An 18571-nucleotide genomic window follows, 5' to 3' on the forward strand; every position below is an offset into this window, starting at 1 on the left:
ACGTTCTGCGAAAGGCGGTTTCATGGCCCAGCAACACGGGATCATCGTGCTCTTCGACGTCGAGAACGCGCTCCGGACGCGGTCGCTCGAAGGCAACACGTACTGGTTCGACAACATGAAGTTGTTCGGCTCGGCCGGGGTGGGCACCGAGCAGCTGGTGACGATCGTGCCCGGCACCCACTTCCTCGACGGGTCGCAGGCGACCGAGCAGGTGCTGAACTGGCTGCCCGCGGCGCTGGGGTCGATCCCCCCGACGGTGCCGCGCAACTACCTGGCCGAGCAGGAACGCGCCGACGACCGGCGCACGCTGAACGAGCTGGCCTCGCTCAACACCGAGGACGGCGTGAGCGAGACCGATCTCAAGCGGCTGCAGCGGCGGGTCGGCAAGCGCGCCGGCAAGCAGGGCGGCGGGCGCGGCCTCACCGCGGCCAAGCTGCTGGACGTCACCGGCAAGACCACGAGCAGCTCCGCCGCGTACAACTACCCGGCTCCGGTGATCACCGACATCACCGGCGAGGCCGTCACGGAGAAGATCATGTACCCGGCCCAGTACGGGTCGCCCGACATGATCTACGACGGCTGGTACTGGGCCGCGACCGTGGACACGAGCCGGCCCGGGGTCTACCCATACACCATGCACATCCAGCTGCACGAGCTGGTCGAGCAGAACGACGAGATGGTCTGGCAGTCCGTGGACATGACCTGCACGTCCAGCCTCAAGATCATCAACGACCCGAAGCGAAACGGGTTCACCGGTGCCGGAGTGGGCGCGCTCCCCCTCCCGGCCGTCCCGGCCGTCCGCTGACCCGATCCGGAACGTTTTCGAGCGGAGGAGCCGCATGCCCCCGAGGAACAAGCAGCCAGAACGCCAGCCCGCCCGGCCCGCCCGGCCCGTGACGATCACCGCGGTGGTCGACCCCGTGGCCGCGCTGGCGTCGGAGAACCTGGACGACAACCTCTATTTCTACGACACCAACAAGGCCGCGGGGTCCACCGGTTTCGGCACCCCCGCGCTGCACAGCCGGGTGCGCAAGGGCGACACCCTGCTGTGGAACGTGATCCCGCTGGAGTGCGAGACCTACGTGTCCCTCAGCGACATCGAGATCGACCCCCGGATCGCCGAGCCCACGCAGAAGGTGTATCCCGGCACCGACATCGTGTTCTGGACCGCCGAGGTCAAGCAGGACCTCACCGAACCGGTCCCGTACCGGCTCTCGTTCCTGCTCGGCACCGTCAGCACGCCGTTCACCCCCACCGCCCGGCCGGCCCTGGCCGGTCCCGCCAACGAGGGAAAGGAAGGCCGATGACCCAGGCGTACGCGGCCACGGACTTCGCCGATCGCGGCCAGCTCAACTCCGTCCAGCTGAACGTGGTGACCCTCGTCGACATGGAGCGGGCCGCCGCGACGAAGTCCCTCGAAGGCTGCCTCTACATGATGGACAACAGCGTCGGCGGGATCGGGCAGGGCAGCGACCATCTGGAGACCATCTGCAAGCAGGGCCAGGTGATCAACTGGATCATCCGCCCGATCGACATGCACCGCGGCGCGGACGGCACCTGGCCCCCGATGCCGAAGATCAACAACATCGTCTTCCTCGACATCGAGAAGGGCGACGAGGACGACGTCGCCGAACGCCGGATCATGACCGAGCTCAAGGTCTACGGCGCTCCCGACCGGATGCGCGACCAGTACACCGCCGTCTACTACTACTGGGCCGGGGCGGTGATGAGCGAGGCCCGGCCGGGTCTCTACCGCTATCGATTCGTCCTGGAGCTGGAGAAGGAACACGGCACCGACAAGCTGTACCTGAACTCGGTCCGCTACCCCGCCCTGCGGGTACTGCCCGTCTGACGGTGTCCGGGGCCGCCGGCGCGGTGTGGTGAACCGGGCCGGCGGCCTTGGCGTCCAGGCCGGTGACCCCGCGGCCCGGCGGCGCCGTGGCCTGGAGTAACGTCTCGAATACGGTACGTCGGAGCGCCGGGTGAGCCATGAGGGGTGATCGGCCGGGGCTCGGGAGCGAGGCGGTGAGGAGGCACGGCGATGGCCGACGACGATCCCATCCTCGTCACCGGCGCCGGTGGGGCCGTCGGGGGCGTCGGCCGCACCGTGGTCGGGCTGCTGCGCGGACACGGCCTGCCCGTTCGGGCGATGGCGCACCGCGACGACGGGCGCGCGGACGCGCTGCGCGCCCTCGGGGCCCAGGTGGTGATCGGCGACCTCACCCGGCCCGGCGACGTGGCCGACGCCCTCGGCGGTTGTTCCCGGATGTTCTTCGGCATGAGCGTGTCACCGTCGTACCTGGAGGCCACCGCGACCGTCGCGACGGTCGCCCGCGCGGTGGGCGCCCTGGAGGCCCTGGTCGGCATCTCGCAGATGACCGTGTCCCAGATGAACGCGCTGAGCACCGAGGAGTCCCACCAGCAGCGGCTGCACTGGCTGTCGGAGCAGGTGCTCGACTGGTCCGGGCTTCCGGTCGTGCACGTCCGGCCCACCTCCTTCCTGGAGAACCCGATGTTCACGACGCTGGCCGAGCGCTCCATCGCCGACAGCGGGACCATCCGGCTTCCCTTCGGCACCGGCCGCACGTCACCGGTCGCGGCCGGCGACGTCGCGGCCGTCGTCGCCACGATCCTGGAGGACCCGCGACCGCACATCGGGAACGTCTACGAGCTGACCGGACCACGGTCCCAGGAGATGACCGGTGTCGCCGAGGAGTACTCCCGGGCGCTGGGAAGGAAGATCACCTACGTGGACGTCCCGCTCGACACCTGGGCCGAGGAGGTCCTCTCCCCCGCCGGGCTCCCCGCGCACACCGAGGAGCACATCATCACCATGGCGCGCCTGCACCGCCTGAACCGTTACGACCGGGCGACCAGGGACGTCGAGGCGGTCACGGGAAGGCCCGCGACGACGGTGGAGGAGTTCGTCGCGGAACGGGCCGCCGACTTCACCCGGTGAACACCCGCGCCGCCCGGTCCGGCCTGCCGGCTACGGGCCGCCCGCGGACCGGGGCGCGACCAGGCCCGACTCGTAGGCGAGGACGACGAGCTGGGCACGGTCGCGGGCACCGGTTTTGATCATGGCGCGGCTGACGTGGGTCTTGGCGGTGAACGGGCTGATCACCATGTGCGCGGCGATCTCGTCGTTGCTGAGGCCCCGGGCGACCAGCGCCACGACCTCCCGCTCGCGCCTGGTGAGGACCTTCAGCACCTCCTCCGTGTCCACGCCGGGCGGACGGGAGACGTACTGGTCGATCAACTTGCGGGTGATGGCGGGCGAGAGCAGGGCGTCTCCCCGCGCGGCCACCCGGACACCTTGCAGCAGGTCCTCGGGTTCGGTGTCCTTGACCAGGAATCCGGCCGCGCCCGCGCGCAGGGCGTCGAAGATGTACTCGTCGAGCCCGTAGTTGGTCAGGATCACGACGTGCACCCCGGCCAGGCCCGGATCGGCGGCGATCCGCCGGGTCGCCTCGATACCGTCGAGGACGGGCATCTGGATGTCGAGGAGCACGACGTCGGGGACGTGCCGGACGGCCAGCGCGACGCCCCGCAGCCCGTCGGCCGCCTCGGCCACCACCTCGATGTCGTCCTCGGCGTCGAGCAGGGCGCGAAATCCCGCGCGGATGAGCGCCTGGTCGTCGACGAGCAGCATGCGGATCACGGGGCGCCCTCCGGCGGGAGCCCGGTGCGGGCGCGCGTCACGCGGGACCGTCCACGGGCAGCTCGGCGCGGACCCGGAAACCGCCCTCGGAGCGGGGGCCGGCGCGCAGCCGCCCGCCGAGCGCGGTGACCCTCTCGCGCATGCCGCTCAGCCCGACCCCGGGCACCGGGTCGGCACCGGGCGCCGCCCTGCCGTCGTCGTCGATCTGCACGGTCAGCTCCTTCGTGCCGTAGGTGATGCGCACCGACGCCACCGCGGGACCGGCGTGCCTGGCGGCGTTGGTGAGCGCCTCCTGGACGATCCGGTACGCGGTGCGGTCGACGTCCGCCGAGAGCGCCCGCCGCTCCCCGTCCACGACCACGGTCGCGGGCAGGCCCGTCGCCCGCGACCGCTCGACCAGCTCGGCGAGGCGGTCGAGCCCGCTGCCGGGCGGCCCGTCGTCACGCAGCACCTCCAGGGTGGCGCGCAGTTCCCGCATGGCCTCCCCGCTGGCCTCCTGGATGGCGAGCAGCGGTCCGGGCACCTCCTCACCCCGCTTGCGGGCGAGGTGGACCGCGACCCCGGCCTGCACCTTGATCACGGAGATGCTGTGGGTGAGCGAGTCGTGCAGTTCCCTGGCGATCCGCAGCCGTTCCTCGTCCGCGCGGCGGCGGGCCGTCTCCTCGCGGGTGCGTTCCGCCTCGGCGGCGCGCTCCTCCGCCCGTCTCAGGTCGTCCCCGCGGTGGCGGGAGACCACGCCCATGACGCCCGCGGCGACGAACCAGCCGACCAGCAGGCCGGTGGAGTTCTGCGAGACCCCTGCGGACCCGGGCGACAGGCCGGCCGCCAGGTCTCCGCTCAGGAACACGGCGCTCGCGGCCACGGCGGCGGCGCGGCGACCGGCCAGGACCGCGGTGTAGACGGCCACCAGCACCGGGAAGGCCGCCGGGGGGCCGGTGCCGGCCCGCACGGAGTAGGCCGTCATGCACACCGCGGCGACCAGCGCGACCACGGCCGGGAAGCGGCGCCGGACCGCGAGCGACAGGGCGCCGGCGAGCAGCAGCGCGTACTCGGCCGGCCCGTGCGGGGCGCCCTGCGCGGGCCCGGCGAGCGTGCCCGCCACCAGCAGCAGGGCGATCCCCCCGGCGAGCGCCGCGTCCGGCACCTGCCCGCGACCGCCCCGCCCGCGCACCCTGCCACCCCATCCGCGCACCCGATCGCGCCATCCGTACGCGCGCCCCCGCAACCCGCGCACGTGACGGCGCCATCCGCGCATGCGACTCATGTTCGAACAGTAGACCGGGCGCCGTGTTCGCCGCCTCCTCCGCGGAGAGGGGACCGGGGCTACTGCCGGTGGAGTAGCCCCCGGGACCGCTACGCCCCCGGTGCCGGGTCCGACTGGGTGGCAGGGTGCTGGCCCGTACCGTGCGCAGGCGGCGGCCGGCCGGTGAGAGCCTTCCCCTGCTGGCGGACCTGCCCGGCGCCGACCGGCCGGGGGCGCGGCTCGCCCTGCTCGCCGCGCCGGCGCCGTACCGCGTCACCGACGCCGACGTCGCGGCCTGGCGTGCCGGCCATCCGGACGACGCCGGCCTGGTACGGCTGCTCGCGTACGGCGCGATCACCGCTGTCGAAGGCGTCGAGGCGTCGATCCGCCGGGATCCGCCGGCACCGTCCGGAGCAGGATCGCGGCCGACGCCGCCGCCGTCGCCATGAGGGCGGCGCACAGGAGCGCGGCGACCTGCATCCCGCCGGTGAAGGCGGTGCGGGCGACGTCGAGCAGCTCCGCCGCGGCCTGTTCCGGCAGCCGGGCGGCCACCCCGGCCGCCCCGCCCAGTCCCTCCCCGGCCGCCCCCGAGTCGTCGGGGCGCAGGTCCTCGGGGGCCATGGCGGCGAACCGGTCTCGGTAGACGGCCAGGCCCACGCTGCCCAGTGTCGCGACGCCGAGCGCCCCGCCGAGCTCGGTGGCGGCCTCCAGGACCGCCGAGGCCGAGCCCGCGCGCTCCGGCGGGGCGGCGTCGACGATCATCCCGGAGGCCAGCGCCTGCACCGCGCCGATCCCCGCTCCCGGCAGGAGCAGTCCGGTGACGAGCAGCCACCGGCCGGAGTCCGCGTCGAGCGTGCTCACCACCAGGAACCCCGCGGCGGCGAGCGCCATGCCCGCGCCCAGGATGTACCCGGGGCGGACCCGGCGCGAGATCCCCGCGGCCAGGAGCGCGCCGACGAGCGCCATGCCGGCCGCGGGCAGCGTCAGCAGTCCGGCCACCAGCGGCCCCAGCCCGAGCACCAGCTGCAGGTACTGCGCGACGAAGTAGAACAGGCCCACCAGCGCGAAGACGGCGAGCGTGCTCGTGACCAGCGGCAGGGTGAAGTCCCGGTCGGCGAACAGGCGCGTGTCGAGCATGGGGTCGGCCAGGCCGCGCTGCCTGCGCAGGAACGCGGCGCCGAGCGCCGGCCCCGCGGCGACCGCGAGCACCGCCACCGGAGCCGGGCCGCCGGTGGCGAGCTGCTTGATCCCGTACACGACCGGCAGCACCGCCGCCAGCGACAGCGCGGCACCGGGCAGGTCGAACCCTCCCGAGGCCGGGGCTCGGTGCTCGGGCAGCAGGAAGGGCCCCAGGACCAGCAGCAGGACCATGACCGGAACGCTGATCAGGAAGACCGAACCCCACCAGAAGCGCTCCAGCAGCCACCCGCCCACGATCGGCCCGAGCACGCTTCCCCCGGCGAAGCTCGCGGCCCACAGCGCGACGGCCGTCCGGCGCTGCCGCGGGTCGCGGAACATGTCGCGGATCAGCGCCAGGGTCGGCGGCATCAGGCTCGCCGCCGCGGCCCCCTGCAGGGCGCGGGCCGCGATGAGCAGCTCGGCACTGGGAGCGTACGCGGCGGCGACGGACGTGACGCCGAAGACGGCCGCGCCGATCAGCAGCAGCCTGCGGCGGCCGATCCTGTCGCCCAGGGCGCCCATCGCGACCAGCAGACCCGCCAGCAGGAACGCGTAGACGTCGACGATCCACAACAGCTGGGATCCGGTGGGCGCGAGGTCCGCGCTCAGGAAGGGCAGCGCGAAGTACAGCACCGTCACCGTCACCGAGACGAGCAGCACGGGCAGCACCAGCACCGCGAGGCCGAGCCACTCCCTTTTCCCCGCCGCACCTTTCATCATGAATCCCGACCTTCCGCGAGTACAGCGTACGCACCTGGACGCATACATCGTACGCACAAGGGTCGGGAATCATCAATGATCCAATCAGCGTGTAGGATTGCCGCTTTTTTCCTGCGAAATAGGGCTTATTTTTTCGTCCTGCTGGAAATTTCATCACGCCGACCTCACCTGGCCGCAGTTATTACGTCACAAAAACGCGTGCTAGAATTTCGTCACCGACAGCCGGAAGTGACGTAATCGAGCGAGGGCAACGCATGTCGACGTGCGTACAGTGCGGGGAACCCCTGAACGCGGCGCGCCGGGGGCGGCGTCCCCGATACTGCTCGCGGGCGTGCCAGGCGCGGGCGTACCGGACCAGGGCGGCCGAGCGGGCCGCCACCCCTCCCGGGCCCTCCCTCACGCCTGCCCGCGACGCCTCCGGCACGCTCACACGGACCGAGCGGGCGAAGCCCGCCGAAGGGGGCGACCGGACGGCGGAGACCGGGCCGACGGCGGAGACCGGGCCGGAGCGCCGTGAGCCTCAGGACGGGCTGAGCACCGGGCGGATCGTCCGCACCGCGATCCGCGTCGCCGACGCCGAGGGACTGGACGCGCTGTCGATGCGCCGCGTCGCGGCCGAACTGGGGGCGGGCACGATGTCGCTGTACCGCTACGTGCCGGGCAAGGACACCTTGATCGAGCTGATGGTCGAGGCCGTCTTCGGCGAGAGCGCGCCCTGCGACCCCGTTGCCGGGGACTGGCGCGCGGGGCTCGAGCTCGCCGCGAGGCGGGAGTGGGCGATGTACTCCAGGCATCCGTGGGTGCTGCGGGTCATCGCCACGCCCCAGCCACCGCTCGGGCCGAACGTGCTGGCCGACGTCGAACGGTCGATGCGGGCCGTCGACGGTCTCGGCCTGGACCTGATGACGATGCACCGGGTGGCCATCATGGTGAGCGCCCACGTGCAGGGCTGGGCCCTGCTGCTCGTCAACGAGGTGGAGAGCGAGCGGCGCACCGGTGTCACCGCGAGGCAGTGGCGCGCCCTGAAGGCCCCGATGCTCCAGGAGATCCTGGAGTCCGGCCGGTTCCCGATGCTGTCCAGGCTCCACCAGGAGCGAGGCGACGCGATCGACCTCGACGAGTGGTTCGAGTTCGGGCTGCGGCGCCTTCTCGACGGTCTCGCCGTCCTGATAGAGGGCCATCGGACGGGGCCGGGGGCTGACGAGGCCGGGGGTTGACCGGCCGGGGGTTGACCGGCCGGGGGTTGACCGGCCGGCACACGACGGAGAGCCGGGGCGCGACGTCGGGCCCGCGGGCGCGACGTCGCGAGGCGGCGGAAAGGCCGCGGCGGTGGGGCCGGAAGCCTCGACCGCCGAATCCCCATGACAGCCAGACGCCGCCTCAGGCCCGTAGCCTGGCGTAGAGCCGGCTGCACTCCTCGTACGCGGGGAGCAGGCCCTGCCGCCGGGCCTCGGCGAGGGTGGGGGCCTTCGCGTCCTTGTCCGACAGCAGCGGCGCCACCCCCGAAGGCCACTCGATCCCCAGCTCCGGGTCGAGCGGATCGATCCCGTGCTCGCGCCCCGGCGCGTATCCCTCGGAGCAGAGGTACACCACGATCGCGTCGTCGGTCAGCGCCATGAAGGCGTGCCCGAGCCCTTCGGAGACGTAGACGGCCCGGTGGTCCTCGTCGTCCAGGATCACCGATTCCCACTGCCCGAAGGTGGGCGACCCGACGCGGATGTCGACGACCACATCAAAAACCGCGCCTTTGACACATTTGATGTATTTGGCCTGACTGGGTGGGACATCGGCGAAATGCACGCCGCGCAGTGCCCCCCGGCGTGAGACCGAGTAGTTCGCCTGCGAGAGGGCCAGGGTCTGGCCGGTGGTCTCGCGGAAGGCCTCCAGGCGGAACCACTCGTGGAAACCGCCCCGGTCGTCGAGGAAAACCTTCGGTTCGAACACCCACGCACCCTCGATACCGAGCGAACGCATGCTCACCTCTCCTTCCGTGATCCCGCCCCGTCCGGGGGCGGCTCCCGGAGGAACGGCACGCGGGGCGAGTGCTCCCCAGCGGAGTCTCCAGGACCACCGGCCCGTTGTGAACCCGTCCGTACGTCGTGAAGGCGCGCACGGCCTTCCGCGGGACCGCTCCGGGGCGTCGTGACCGGGTTGTCCCAGGTGGGCACCCGTCAGGCCGGTGACCGGCCGATCTGGCCACTTCCGGCCAGCGGAGACGGCGAGGAGTGTCACGCTCCCGCCGGTACGCGACCGTCCCCGGCTCCCGGGCACCAGATCCTGGCGCACGCCCTGCCGGCCGTACGGTGTCTTGGCACGCCCCGGCGGCCGTACGACATCGAGGACGCGTAACATCGGCGTTCTGCGGCATTCCGATTCCCGCTCACGGACTCACACAGACTCACACGGACACAGGGGACCATGAACGACTCCTTCATCCCCGCCGCCCGCGCGGCGGCAGGCAAGGCCGGGCCCGGCGGCACGCGCGCGCGACGGTCCTCCCGGCCGGAGAACGGCCGCGGGCGGCCCGGCACCGCCGCGCCCGCATCGGCGGAGGCGTCATGACGGACCTCCTGCGCAACCCGGTGAAGAACTACGACTGGGGTTCGCGCACGGCGATCGCCACGCTGGCCGGGCGCCCCTCCCCCGCGGAGCTGCCCGAGGCGGAGATGTGGTTCGGCACCCACCCGTCCGGCTCCTCGTCGGTGCTGCGCGCAGGGACGTGGCACTCCCTCGCCGAGACGGTGGCCGCCGACCCGGTGTCCGAGCTGGGCGAGGAGACCGTCGAGCGGTTCGGCTCGCGGTTGCCGTACCTGCTGAAGCTGATCGCCGTGGACCTGCCGCTCTCGCTCCAGGTCCACCCCTCGCAGGAGCAGGCGCGGGAGGGGTTCGCCCGGGGCACCTACGTCGATCCGTTCCCCAAGCCCGAGCTGATCTGCGCGCTGACCCCGTTCACCGCGCTGGCCGGATTCCGTCCTCCCCGGGAGGCGGCGGCCCTCATCGGCGCCCTGGGCGTCGCGGAGCTGGAGCCCGTCGTCGCGCCGCTGGCCGCCGCAGACGCCTCCGCCGCGCTCCGTGCCCTGGTGGAGTGGCCGAAGGACGGCAGGGCGGACCTCGTGGCCGCCGTCACGCGGGCCGCCTCGGCCGCCGGCGGCCCCGACAACGAGCTGGTCGTACGCCTGGCGGGAATCCACCCGGAGGACCCCGCCTGCCTGGCACCGCTGTTCCTGCGGCGCCACGAGCTGCGGCCGGGCGAGGCGCTCTTCCTGGGCGCCGGGGTCCTGCACTGCTACCTGAGCGGGTTCGGTGTGGAGATCATGGGCGGCTCCGACAACGTGCTGCGCGCCGGGCTGACCGGCAAGCCGATGGACGTGGAGGAGCTGCTGCGGGTCACCGACCCCTCGGTCCCGGCCCTGCGGGTCGAGCCGGTCGGCAACCTCTACCGGACCCCCGTCCCCGAGTTCCGCCTCGGGACGGCCGTCCCGGGTTCCGGCCTCACCCTGGAGGGCGGGGTGCCGCGCATCCTGCTGTGCACCGAGGGCGAGGTCGAGACCGGCGAGCACACCCTGCGTCCCGGCGAGTCCGTCTTCGTCCCCGCCGCCCACGGGCCCGTCGGGTTGCACGGCTCGGGAACGGTCTTCTGGGCCGAACCCGGAATCGACTGACGTGCTCCCCGGCCGCTCCTGAGGGCGCCGGGGGCCGGAGGGCGGGACCGCGCGGGACGCCGGGCGGGGCCCTCGCGTTCATACCGGCCTGGTATGGCGGATACACCCCAGAGGTAGGCGGGGCGTCCCCACCGGCGAGGCTGGAGGTATTCGATGACACCGTCCGACGACCTCACGGATCCGGACCTCCGTCTGGAGCTGATCCTGGTCGAGGTACTGCACCACGAGGCCGAGCACCTCGCGACCGACTGAACGTCCCGGTCCCGGCTCCCACGGGGGGAGCCGGGGACGGGCGCGGGGATGATGGTGTGCCGTTCGGTTTCTGCGGTATCGATCGGTCTGCACCGCCCGCCGCCCCACCCCAAAACCCCGCAAGAGGGGTAATCATAATTCCGGGTGTCGCCGCAACTGATATGAGCAGGCGATATACCGCCCATCGAAACGTAACGCGTCGGCGTGAACACGGGGTGTTATGAGGGAAGGCCTCATGGAACCCTCACCAGGTGGAGTTCACCGTGGAAACCGCGCTGCTCATCATCGCCGTTCTCGCCATATGGGTTATTTCCGATTGGATCCGTAACTATCTATCAAAATGCCGTAAATGCAGCGGATCTGGCACGCTGAAAGCCACCTTCTTCCCTCGCCAGTACCGCCCCTGCCCGCGCTGCACCAAGGGCGAGGTCAGGCACGGATTCGCCCCCAGGAAGTGACCAGGAGGCAGGCGTGGAGAACCTCCCGACGTTCCCGCCCACTTCCCACCGGAAGACGGAGCGCCGCCCGGCACCTGACGCGTACGCGGAAATCTCGCGGAAGGTCCCCGAGCCGGCGAGACGCGCGGCTCCTTCCCACCACCGTCCGAACCTTTCTCAGGGGATTGACGTTCCAGCATCGTGAGGATTCTCCACAGTGTCCGCATCGCCCTGGCCGTGACGGCGGTGTGCGCGGCGTCCGCGTTGATCTCGCAGGCGGTGCGCGCGCCGTCGTCCGTGCCGGCCTCGTGCCCGGAGCGCTGGGACGGCGACAGGCCCGGCGGATGGGTGCCCGCAGCCGCCGACCTCGACGGGGTCGAGGAGTCGCTCGTCCCCGGAGAGCCGGTCACGGCGATGATCTGCGCCTACCCGGGGCACAACGCGCGCCCGGGAGGAGAGAGGCTCGCCGGATCCCGGATCCTGACCGGCGAGGCCGGGGCCATGGCCCGCGACCTGGACTACCTCCCGGTGACCACGGCCGATCCCGGCGGCCCGTGCACGCAGAAGGGCGGGGCGATGACCAACTACCTCATCAGGTTCGCCTATCCCCGCGGGGAGGCCCTGTGGGTGGGCAGCGCCGAGGAGGCCAACTCCTGCGTGACGACGACGAACGGCACCGTCGGCAGCCGCTCGTACGTCGGGCGGGACATCGCCGCCGCCTACCGGACCGGCACGTGGAGCCCCGCGCCGCCGGACGACCCCTGCCAAGGGTTTCCCGGGCGCCGGGGCCAGAACGAGCGGATGGTGCCCGGCGAACCCGTCTCGGTCCTGGTCTGCGGGCGGGCCACGTACGACAGGCCGTCTCCCCGGCTGGAACACGGCGGGCCGACGGCCGCGGCCCTGGCGGCGACGCTGAACTCCCTGGACACCCTGCCGAGCGAGAACGTGTGCCGTGGAGGCGGGGGCGCACAGGACGACACCCTCCTGCTCCTGTTCGGCTACCCGGAAGGACCGCCCGCGGCCGTCCGGGTCCTGACCGCCTGCGACCCCGGTGTCAACAACGGGCTGCTCCAGGCGAACCTCGACGCGAACGCCCGCGACCAGGTGAAACGGCTCGCGCCACCGGCCTAGACAGCCGCCTGGACAGCCGCTTGGACGACGGCCTGGACGGCGGCGGCCGCAGCGCGCGGCGACCGGGACGCCCGCCGCAGCGGGCGCGACGGCGGCCGGGGCGGCCCGCGTCCCCGTCGCCGCGTCGAGGCCACACCGAGCCCCCCTCGGTAGGGTGGCCGGGCCGGTTCCCGCCGAGGAGCCGGCTTCCCCCTGTTTCTCCTGGACCGACGGGAGGCCGCGCGGCGTGACCGTGATCGACGAGGTGACCCTGTTGCGGGCCTGCGTGGCGGGCCGGGTCCTGCGGGCGCGGGACGGCGAGGAGCTCGTCGTCGAGGGCCGCCTGGTCCGTGAGCTGTGCCGGCGCGGCCGCGAGGAGATAGACCCGCGCGGGCTGGCGATCCAGGGCGCGAGAATCTGCGGCGACCTCGACCTGAGCGGGATGGAGGTGCCCTTCCCCCTGCGCTTCACCGGCTGCGTGTTCGACCGGCCCGTTCTGCTGGAGGGGGCCGACCTGCACCTGCTGGTGCTGGACGGCTGCGCGGTGCCGGGAATCCTGGCCAACGGGCTGCGGGTCCGCCGCGACCTGGACCTGTCCAGGTCGCACGTCACCGGCGACCTGTGGACCTCGGCCAGCACCTCCCGCAGCGCGGCCGTCTGGCTGTGCGAGTCGGAGATCGGCGGGCGCCTGATCTGCCTGGACACGGTCATCGACTCCGCGATGCGGGCGGTCCAGGCCGACCGGATGCGGGTCGGCGGGACGATCCGGCTGCTGCACGGCTTCGAGGCACGCGGCGGGATGCGGCTGCTGGGGGTTCAGGTGGCGGGCTCGCTGGACCTGACCGGTGCCCGGCTGACCCGTCCCGACCGCGGGCTGGCCCTGGACCTGGGCGACGCGCAGATCGGCGGCAGCGTCTTCCTCATCGACGACCAGACGGGCCGTCGCCCGCTGATCCGCGGCCGCGTCGATCTGGGCAACGCCCGGATCTCCGGCCAGTTCCTGATCCGCGGCGCCACCCTCGAGCCCACCGAGGCGATCGGCGGCGCCGGATACTCCAGCAGGCGCGACGGTGGAACCGCGATCAGCGCCCCCGGCCTCTTCGTGGGCGGGGATCTCAGCGTCGAGGGCGAGTGCCGGATCGGCGGCGGCGTGGACCTCTCGATGGGTTCCTTCAGCACCGTGCGGATCCACCGGGGGTGCGAGCTCACGGTCGGCGGAGGGCGCGCCCTCGACCTGACCAACGCCGAGGTGCGCTCCAACCTCCTCATCGAGGAGGGGACGGCGGTCCAGGGCACGCTGCGCCTGGCGGGGGCGCACATCAGGGGCGGCCTCATCCTCCGGGGAACCCGGTGGAGCCTGCCGGAGAGGAACTCGCTCATCGCAGCCCAGGGTGTGGTCGTCGACAGCATGGTGGACCTGCGGGAGATGGAGGCCACCGGCGGCAGGTTGCGGTTCCGCTCCGCGACGATCGGCGGCGCCCTGGACGCCCACCGCGCCCGGTTGCTCAACCCGGGCGCCGAGGCGCTCCTGCTCCAGCAGGCGGTGGTGCGGGGATCGATCCTGCTCAAGGAGGGCTTCACCGCCGAGGGCCGGGTGCTGCTGAACCGGTGCGCGGTGGAGGGGCGGATCGACTGCGAGCGCGGCACCTTCGCCGGAGGGATCGAGGCTGTGTCGGCCACGGCGCGCGGCGGCATGCGCCTGCGCTGGGCCGAGGTCCCGCCGCTGGTGGACCTGACCGGCGCGTCCACCACGCTGCTCGCCGACGACCCGGCCGGGTGGCCGCGGAACTCGATGATCTCGGGATTCGTCTACGACCGCTTCGACGGCGCCTGGGACTGGCGGGCCCGTCGCGACTGGCTGCGCGGGATGGTCCCCTTCGACGCCGGTCCGTACGAGCAGGCGGCCAGGGTGTTCCGCCAGCACGGCCACGCCGCGGAGGCCGAACGGCTGCTCATCGAGCAGCGCCGGCAGGCCAGGCGGGCGCCGTCGCCGGAGGGCCGGTCGCCGCACCGGCTGGTCAGGAACGCCCGCGACCTGCTCTACGGGCTCACCGTCGGCTACGGCTACCGGCCCGGCCGGGTGCTGTGGCTGCTGGGCGCCCTGCTCGCCCTGGTGGGCGTCATGATGCTGAGCCCGGCGGTCCAGGAGACCCTGCGGGCCACCGATCCGCGAGGCAACGTCTACGCGGTGGACGGCAGGCTGGTCACCGTGGACGACGTGGCGGCGCCGGCCGACGGCACGGCGACCGCGGCGGGGCGCGGCGCCCGTCCCGGGCCGTGCGGGGACGGGCAGGTGCGCTGCTTCGACCCGCTGTTCTACACGGTGGACACCGTCGTGCCGCTCATCTCGCTGGGCCAGCGCGCGACGTGGTACCCCGAGACGCGCAGCCGGGCGGGGGCGCTGACCTCGGCGCTGCTGAACGTGGCCGGCCTGCTGGGCTGGCTGCTGTCGACGGTCGTCGTGCTCTCCTTCGCCCGGCTCGCCAGACCGGCGTGAGCCCCGGCCCTGTCTCCACAGCCTTGTCTCCACAGCCCTGCCTCCCCGGCGCTGTTCCCAGCGCTGTTCCCCGGCCCGGCCCGGCGCGTGGACGGTGCCGCCGGACCGGCCGGGACCGAATCAGCCGAGCCCGCCGGGCAGGCCCGCCTGGATGGCGGCCAGCACCGCCTCGTGCACCTCCTCGCCGGTGTGACCGGCCAGCGGGGCGGGGCTGCCGGTCAGGGTGTACCACTCCTCCGCGCCGAGGTACTGCACCGCGACGTGGGCCTGGTCGTCGTGGACCTCGGTACGTACGACCAGATCGCCGGTGATGACCCCCGCCTCGTCGGTCATCACCCCGCCGGGCCCGGCGAGCACCTGGTTGTCGTAGTGTTCGCGGCCGGTCACGTCGCTCGCTTACGGTCCTCGCCGGCCGGCTGGGGCCGGCAGGTGTCGAGCATCTCGGCGAGGGCGGCCTTCTCCTCGGCGGTGACGGTCAGGCGGTAGTGGTACTTCACATCCGCCCAGGCGCGGGCGTACATGCAGCGGGAGGCGGCGAGCGGCGGCTTCCACGACTCGGGCCCCTGGTCGCCCCTGCTCCTGTTCGACGCGGCGGAGACGGCGAGCAGTTGCGGCCGCTCCAGATCGTTGGCGAAACTCTCGCGCTCGGCGTCGGTCCAGGTGTCGGCGCCGGAGCGCCAGGCGTTGGCCAGGGGCACGATGTGGCTGACATCGACGTCGTCGGCCGAGCTGAGGGTGCGCCCGTCGTAGGCCGAGTACCAGGAGCCCGACACCGCCCGGCAGGCGTCGTCGCGCTGCACGTTCTGGCCGTCGCGCGCCAGCACGGTCTCGCGGGCGTCACAGGCCGCGGCGCGCGTGCTCCAGTGCGGGAAGCGGTCCCGGCTGTAGCCGGCCGTCGACCGCGGCTCCGCGACGGTCAGCAGGTTCAGCTCGGCGCGGGCGATCGGCGGGACTGACGGCTCGGGCAGCCTGACCGCGGCGGCCGCCGGCCCGGCGAGGGTGGCGAGGAGGGCGGGCAGGGCTGCGAGAGCGGCGGCCGTGTGGCGCCATTGTCGTGTCGGCATGTGCCACCACTACCAGCAGTGATCGCCGCGAGTGACGAGAAACGCCGTCGTCGCCACGGAGAGTGGCGGATCTGTGAGAGAACATTCCCTCCCCGCGGGGCCGGCCGGCCGGAGCCGCCGCGGACGACGGCCGGGTGCGGCCGTGCGGCTTTCCGCCTCCTGCCCCCGATGTCACGAGCTCGCGCCGAGGATCGGTGGATCACCAGGTCAACGGGGCCGGCGACGGCGGGGAAAGTCCCGGCAAGGGGCGGAGATTTATTGATCAAGCACGGTGTGGGACCGGGTGATCGGCAGGAGAGGAGTCCTAGAAGAGCCTTGGAGCCGTGGCGGTCACGGCCCGCAGGGCCCAGGAGGAACCCGTGCGACGCTTCTTCACCAGGACCGGCTGTCTGGCTGCCGTGGCGATGCTCGCCACCATGATGGCCGCGCCCGCTCAGGCCGCGCCCGCACCGCGCGCCTGCGCGACGCCCCTTTCCGTCCAGGCCGGCCCCGCCGAGACCGGTGCGCCCTCGCCTGCCGCCGAGACCGAGCCGGCCTACTTCACGATGACGACCGCCGGCTCCCCCGAGCCGCTCGTCATCAAGCTCACCGACCCCGGGAAGATCGAGCACGCCCGGCGGATCATCAGCGGCCAGGAGACCACGAGGACGCACGTCATGGGCCGGATCGTCAAGAAGCCGGCCCCGTACAACCCCGCCTACGGCTTCCACCTCGACCCGAACACGATCGACTTCTTCGAGATGGCCATCGAGGTCTGCGACGCGACGCTCTCCTACGTCGAGGACCACCTCGACGAGGCGTGCGGCGCCTTCCTGCCCGGCTGCTTCTTCTGCCCCTGGAGTTCCAGGCTCGTCGCCGAGGTTCCCGCCCCCTGATTCTCGCCCGCCGGTTCCCGCGGCCGGTCGCGTACGTCCCGTCGCGGGACCCGTCCCGCCGAGGAGCCCGGCAAGGGGCCTGGCGAGGCGCCGTCACATCTCCCGGTCGCGCGAGGTCGTGGGGACCAGCACCTTCTTCGCCCTCGCCATCAGCGTGAGAGCCACCACCACGAAGGCGAGCGCGAGCAGGGTGAAGGCGGTGAGCGACAGCTGGTCCGTCCAGCCCAGCAGCCGAGGCGAGGCCGTCGAGACGGCGAAGAACGCGAAGAACAGCATCGACCACGCGTACGGCCTCACCCGCAGGATCCGGCCAGGTCCGGAGAGCGCGCGCGGAGCCCGGCCCGTCATCAGCACGTGAACGGCGTGCGCGGCCATCACGCAGGCGGCCGCCAAAAGGGCCCAGCTGAACGCGACCGACAGTGTGTGCACGTTCATCGGGATCGCACCTTCCTCGCCGCCGGCGGTGAGCGGAAACGACATTTCCCAGCTCCGGCCGCCTGCCCCGCGAAAGGTGCGGCAAACCGTCCGCCTGTACGGCGACGCGGGCCCGGCCCGTCTTTCCCGCGCCGGGGGGAGCTCTCCGCCCGGCCGCTTCCGGCCCGGCCCCGTTCACGCCGCCGGTCCCGGCCGCCCCGGAAAATGGGATGAGGCCGCCGGAGCCGGCCGGTAATCTCGTTTCATCAGGTCGGGATGGAGCAGTGGTAGCTCGGCGGGCTCATAATCCGTAGGTCGCAGGTTCGAATCCTGCTCCCGATACTCTCGACACGTGGTGGCCGCCGCTCCCGCGTGTTCAATGGCCCGGGACGATCGAGCGCCTTTCTGCTCTAGCTGGAATGCTCGACGACGATCACAACATTTCCCGTTTTCTGGCCCGTCTCGACGTACCGATACGCCTCGACGATCTCTTCCAGCGGATATTTCCGGTCGATGACCGGTGTGAATTCGCCGGACTCGATCAGTCCTTTGAAATAGCGCGCCATCTCCCGGTCGTCCTGTTTCGGGACGGGAAACATGACCTTCCTGCCGCCGAACAGCGGGGTGACGAGCGCCAGGACCAGATTCTGCGACAGGGTGCCCAGGTCCGACGCGAGATAGATCCCGCGCGGTTTCAGCAGCCGCCTGCACCGGCCGAACGAGCTCTTGCCGACCGCGTCGATGACGGCGTCGTACTCCCGCTCGTCCTTCGTGAAGTCCTCGGCCGTGTAGTCGACGACCCTGTCGGCCCCCAGCCCCCTGACCAGCTCGACGTTCCTGGTGTCGCAGACCGCGGTCACGCCGGCGCCGAGCCCCTTCAGGAGCTGGACCGCCGCCGAGCCGATCGCCCCGGTCGCCCCGTAGACGAGGACGTCCTGCCCGCTGCGGATCCTCGCCGTCCTGATGAGCGTGAGGGCGTAGTGCGAGCCCTCGGTGCTGGGAGCGGCCTCCGCGTAGGTCAGCCCCTCCGGAATGATCGCGAGCGCGCCGTCCTGGGGGATCGACATGTACTGGGCGTGGGCCCCGAACGAGGTGTCGTTGTATCCGAACACCCTGTCGCCGACTTTGAAGGAGGTGACGCCGGCGCCCACCGCCTCGACTTCTCCCGCGAACTCGGTTCCGAGAATTCTCACCTTCGGCCTGACGAGCCCGGTGAAGAATCTCCAGATGAAGGGCTTCGCCGCGCGTAACCCGCAGTCCGTGCGATTGACCGTCGTCGCGTGGACCTTGACGAGGAGCTCGCCGTCCTTAACCGCCGGCTTCTCCGCCTCCTCGAAACGAACCACTTCCGGTGGGCCATATCTGGTGCGGACCGCAGCCTTCATAACTGAATTGTACCGATCATGTGGGGATCTGGTGGAAATCTCTCACTCACCGTCCGCCATCGCCGGTCGGCC

General features: G+C 72.2%; 19 protein-coding genes and 1 tRNA gene. 12 read left to right on the forward strand and 8 right to left on the reverse strand.

Features of this window, described 5'->3' with window-relative positions:
* Positions 1–22 precede the first annotated feature (22 nt).
* The 4 genes from ACTOQ1_RS22290 (at position 23) to ACTOQ1_RS22305 (ending at position 2959) form a co-directional block, all read left to right on the forward strand.
* Positions 23–805 (forward strand): hypothetical protein, encoded by a 783-nt coding sequence (locus ACTOQ1_RS22290; protein WP_440069910.1) that lies wholly within the window; start codon positions 23–25, stop codon positions 803–805.
* A gap of 34 nt (positions 806–839) precedes the next feature.
* Positions 840–1307 carry a hypothetical protein gene (locus ACTOQ1_RS22295; RefSeq protein WP_440069912.1) on the forward strand — a complete coding sequence of 156 codons (468 nt, stop codon included), beginning with the start codon at positions 840–842 and terminating at the stop codon, positions 1305–1307.
* Positions 1304–1852, forward strand: a complete 549-nt coding sequence (locus ACTOQ1_RS22300) for a hypothetical protein (protein WP_440069914.1) — start codon at positions 1304–1306, stop codon at positions 1850–1852. The genes ACTOQ1_RS22295 and ACTOQ1_RS22300 overlap by 4 nt, the downstream gene beginning before the upstream one ends.
* 189 nt (positions 1853–2041) lie before the next feature.
* Entirely contained in the window at positions 2042–2959 is a 918-nt protein-coding gene (locus ACTOQ1_RS22305) for an NAD(P)H-binding protein (RefSeq protein WP_440069915.1), read from the forward strand.
* 30 nt (positions 2960–2989) lie between these two features.
* On the opposite strand, the gene ACTOQ1_RS22310 is transcribed toward ACTOQ1_RS22305, so the two are convergent.
* The gene (locus ACTOQ1_RS22310; protein ID WP_440069917.1) at positions 2990–3661 is read right to left on the reverse strand and encodes a response regulator; all 672 of its coding nucleotides are present in this window, start codon (positions 3659–3661) and stop codon (positions 2990–2992) included.
* Between the two features lie 37 nt (positions 3662–3698).
* On the reverse strand, positions 3699–4925 hold the full coding sequence (locus ACTOQ1_RS22315; RefSeq protein WP_440069918.1) for a sensor histidine kinase: 1227 nt from the start codon (positions 4923–4925) through the stop codon (positions 3699–3701).
* Positions 4926–5050: 125 nt separating this feature from the next.
* Between ACTOQ1_RS22315 and ACTOQ1_RS22320 the strand changes: the two genes are divergently transcribed.
* On the forward strand, positions 5051–5353 hold the full coding sequence (locus tag ACTOQ1_RS22320; RefSeq protein WP_440069920.1) for a hypothetical protein: 303 nt from the start codon (positions 5051–5053) through the stop codon (positions 5351–5353).
* On the opposite strand, the gene ACTOQ1_RS22325 is transcribed toward ACTOQ1_RS22320, so the two are convergent.
* Entirely contained in the window at positions 5259–6803 is a 1545-nt protein-coding gene (locus ACTOQ1_RS22325; RefSeq protein ID WP_440069922.1) for an MFS transporter, read from the reverse strand. The two genes, ACTOQ1_RS22320 and ACTOQ1_RS22325, sit on opposite strands and share 95 nt — an antisense overlap.
* A gap of 254 nt (positions 6804–7057) precedes the next feature.
* On the opposite strand from ACTOQ1_RS22325, the gene ACTOQ1_RS22330 reads away from it, so the two are divergent.
* Positions 7058–8020, forward strand: a complete 963-nt coding sequence (locus tag ACTOQ1_RS22330) for a TetR/AcrR family transcriptional regulator (RefSeq protein ID WP_440069924.1) — start codon at positions 7058–7060, stop codon at positions 8018–8020.
* Between the two features lie 163 nt (positions 8021–8183).
* Here the strand turns inward: ACTOQ1_RS22330 and rfbC are convergent, their stop codons facing one another.
* Positions 8184–8777 carry a dTDP-4-dehydrorhamnose 3,5-epimerase gene (gene rfbC / locus ACTOQ1_RS22335; protein ID WP_440069926.1) on the reverse strand — a complete coding sequence of 198 codons (594 nt, stop codon included), beginning with the start codon at positions 8775–8777 and terminating at the stop codon, positions 8184–8186.
* A gap of 584 nt (positions 8778–9361) precedes the next feature.
* Here rfbC and manA point away from each other — a divergent pair.
* The 4 genes from manA (at position 9362) to ACTOQ1_RS22355 (ending at position 14761) form a co-directional block, all read left to right on the forward strand.
* Positions 9362–10465 (forward strand): mannose-6-phosphate isomerase, class I, encoded by a 1104-nt coding sequence (gene manA / locus ACTOQ1_RS22340; RefSeq protein ID WP_440069927.1) that lies wholly within the window; start codon positions 9362–9364, stop codon positions 10463–10465.
* A gap of 503 nt (positions 10466–10968) precedes the next feature.
* Positions 10969–11175 (forward strand): hypothetical protein, encoded by a 207-nt coding sequence (locus ACTOQ1_RS22345; RefSeq protein WP_440069929.1) that lies wholly within the window; start codon positions 10969–10971, stop codon positions 11173–11175.
* A gap of 180 nt (positions 11176–11355) precedes the next feature.
* Positions 11356–12285 carry a hypothetical protein gene (locus ACTOQ1_RS22350; protein WP_440069930.1) on the forward strand — a complete coding sequence of 310 codons (930 nt, stop codon included), beginning with the start codon at positions 11356–11358 and terminating at the stop codon, positions 12283–12285.
* Positions 12286–12511: 226 nt separating this feature from the next.
* On the forward strand, positions 12512–14761 hold the full coding sequence (locus ACTOQ1_RS22355) for a hypothetical protein (protein ID WP_440069932.1): 2250 nt from the start codon (positions 12512–12514) through the stop codon (positions 14759–14761).
* A gap of 120 nt (positions 14762–14881) precedes the next feature.
* On the opposite strand, the gene ACTOQ1_RS22360 is transcribed toward ACTOQ1_RS22355, so the two are convergent.
* Together ACTOQ1_RS22360 and ACTOQ1_RS22365 are read right to left on the reverse strand one after the other, a co-directional pair.
* Positions 14882–15148 (reverse strand): hypothetical protein, encoded by a 267-nt coding sequence (locus tag ACTOQ1_RS22360; protein WP_440069934.1) that lies wholly within the window; start codon positions 15146–15148, stop codon positions 14882–14884.
* Positions 15145–15825, reverse strand: a complete 681-nt coding sequence (locus tag ACTOQ1_RS22365) for an HNH endonuclease family protein (protein WP_440069936.1) — start codon at positions 15823–15825, stop codon at positions 15145–15147. The genes ACTOQ1_RS22360 and ACTOQ1_RS22365 overlap by 4 nt, the downstream gene beginning before the upstream one ends.
* A 359-nt stretch (positions 15826–16184) precedes the next feature.
* Here ACTOQ1_RS22365 and ACTOQ1_RS22370 point away from each other — a divergent pair, with 359 nt between their 5' ends.
* Positions 16185–16700, forward strand: a complete 516-nt coding sequence (locus tag ACTOQ1_RS22370; protein ID WP_440069937.1) for a BP74-related protein — start codon at positions 16185–16187, stop codon at positions 16698–16700.
* Positions 16701–16793: 93 nt separating this feature from the next.
* Here the strand turns inward: ACTOQ1_RS22370 and ACTOQ1_RS22375 are convergent, their stop codons facing one another.
* Positions 16794–17135 (reverse strand): hypothetical protein, encoded by a 342-nt coding sequence (locus ACTOQ1_RS22375; RefSeq protein WP_440069939.1) that lies wholly within the window; start codon positions 17133–17135, stop codon positions 16794–16796.
* Between the two features lie 249 nt (positions 17136–17384).
* Here ACTOQ1_RS22375 and ACTOQ1_RS22380 point away from each other — a divergent pair.
* Positions 17385–17456, forward strand: a tRNA-Met gene (locus ACTOQ1_RS22380).
* Between the two features lie 68 nt (positions 17457–17524).
* Here ACTOQ1_RS22380 and ACTOQ1_RS22385 read toward each other — a convergent pair.
* Positions 17525–18499, reverse strand: a complete 975-nt coding sequence (locus ACTOQ1_RS22385; protein WP_440069941.1) for an NAD(P)-dependent alcohol dehydrogenase — start codon at positions 18497–18499, stop codon at positions 17525–17527.
* Positions 18500–18571 lie beyond the last annotated feature (72 nt).

The sequence above is a fragment of the Streptosporangium sp. OZ121 genome, from assembly GCF_051918885.1.
In the GTDB taxonomy this organism is placed as follows: Bacteria; Actinomycetota; Actinomycetes; order Streptosporangiales; family Streptosporangiaceae; genus Streptosporangium.

Coding starts and splice junctions, on each gene's coding strand:
- ACTOQ1_RS22305 (WP_440069915.1), top strand. CDS start 2,042: ATGGCCGACGACGATCCCATCCTCGTCACCGGCGCCGGTGGGGCCGTC.
- ACTOQ1_RS22315 (WP_440069918.1), bottom strand. CDS start 4,925: ATGAGTCGCATGCGCGGATGGCGCCGTCACGTGCGCGGGTTGCGGGGG.
- ACTOQ1_RS22295 (WP_440069912.1), top strand. CDS start 840: ATGCCCCCGAGGAACAAGCAGCCAGAACGCCAGCCCGCCCGGCCCGCC.
- ACTOQ1_RS22365 (WP_440069936.1), bottom strand. CDS start 15,825: ATGCCGACACGACAATGGCGCCACACGGCCGCCGCTCTCGCAGCCCTG.
- ACTOQ1_RS22330 (WP_440069924.1), top strand. CDS start 7,058: ATGTCGACGTGCGTACAGTGCGGGGAACCCCTGAACGCGGCGCGCCGG.
- manA (WP_440069927.1), top strand. CDS start 9,362: ATGACGGACCTCCTGCGCAACCCGGTGAAGAACTACGACTGGGGTTCG.
- ACTOQ1_RS22375 (WP_440069939.1), bottom strand. CDS start 17,135: ATGAACGTGCACACACTGTCGGTCGCGTTCAGCTGGGCCCTTTTGGCG.
- rfbC (WP_440069926.1), bottom strand. CDS start 8,777: ATGCGTTCGCTCGGTATCGAGGGTGCGTGGGTGTTCGAACCGAAGGTT.
- ACTOQ1_RS22385 (WP_440069941.1), bottom strand. CDS start 18,499: ATGAAGGCTGCGGTCCGCACCAGATATGGCCCACCGGAAGTGGTTCGT.
- ACTOQ1_RS22300 (WP_440069914.1), top strand. CDS start 1,304: ATGACCCAGGCGTACGCGGCCACGGACTTCGCCGATCGCGGCCAGCTC.
- ACTOQ1_RS22325 (WP_440069922.1), bottom strand. CDS start 6,803: ATGATGAAAGGTGCGGCGGGGAAAAGGGAGTGGCTCGGCCTCGCGGTG.
- ACTOQ1_RS22290 (WP_440069910.1), top strand. CDS start 23: ATGGCCCAGCAACACGGGATCATCGTGCTCTTCGACGTCGAGAACGCG.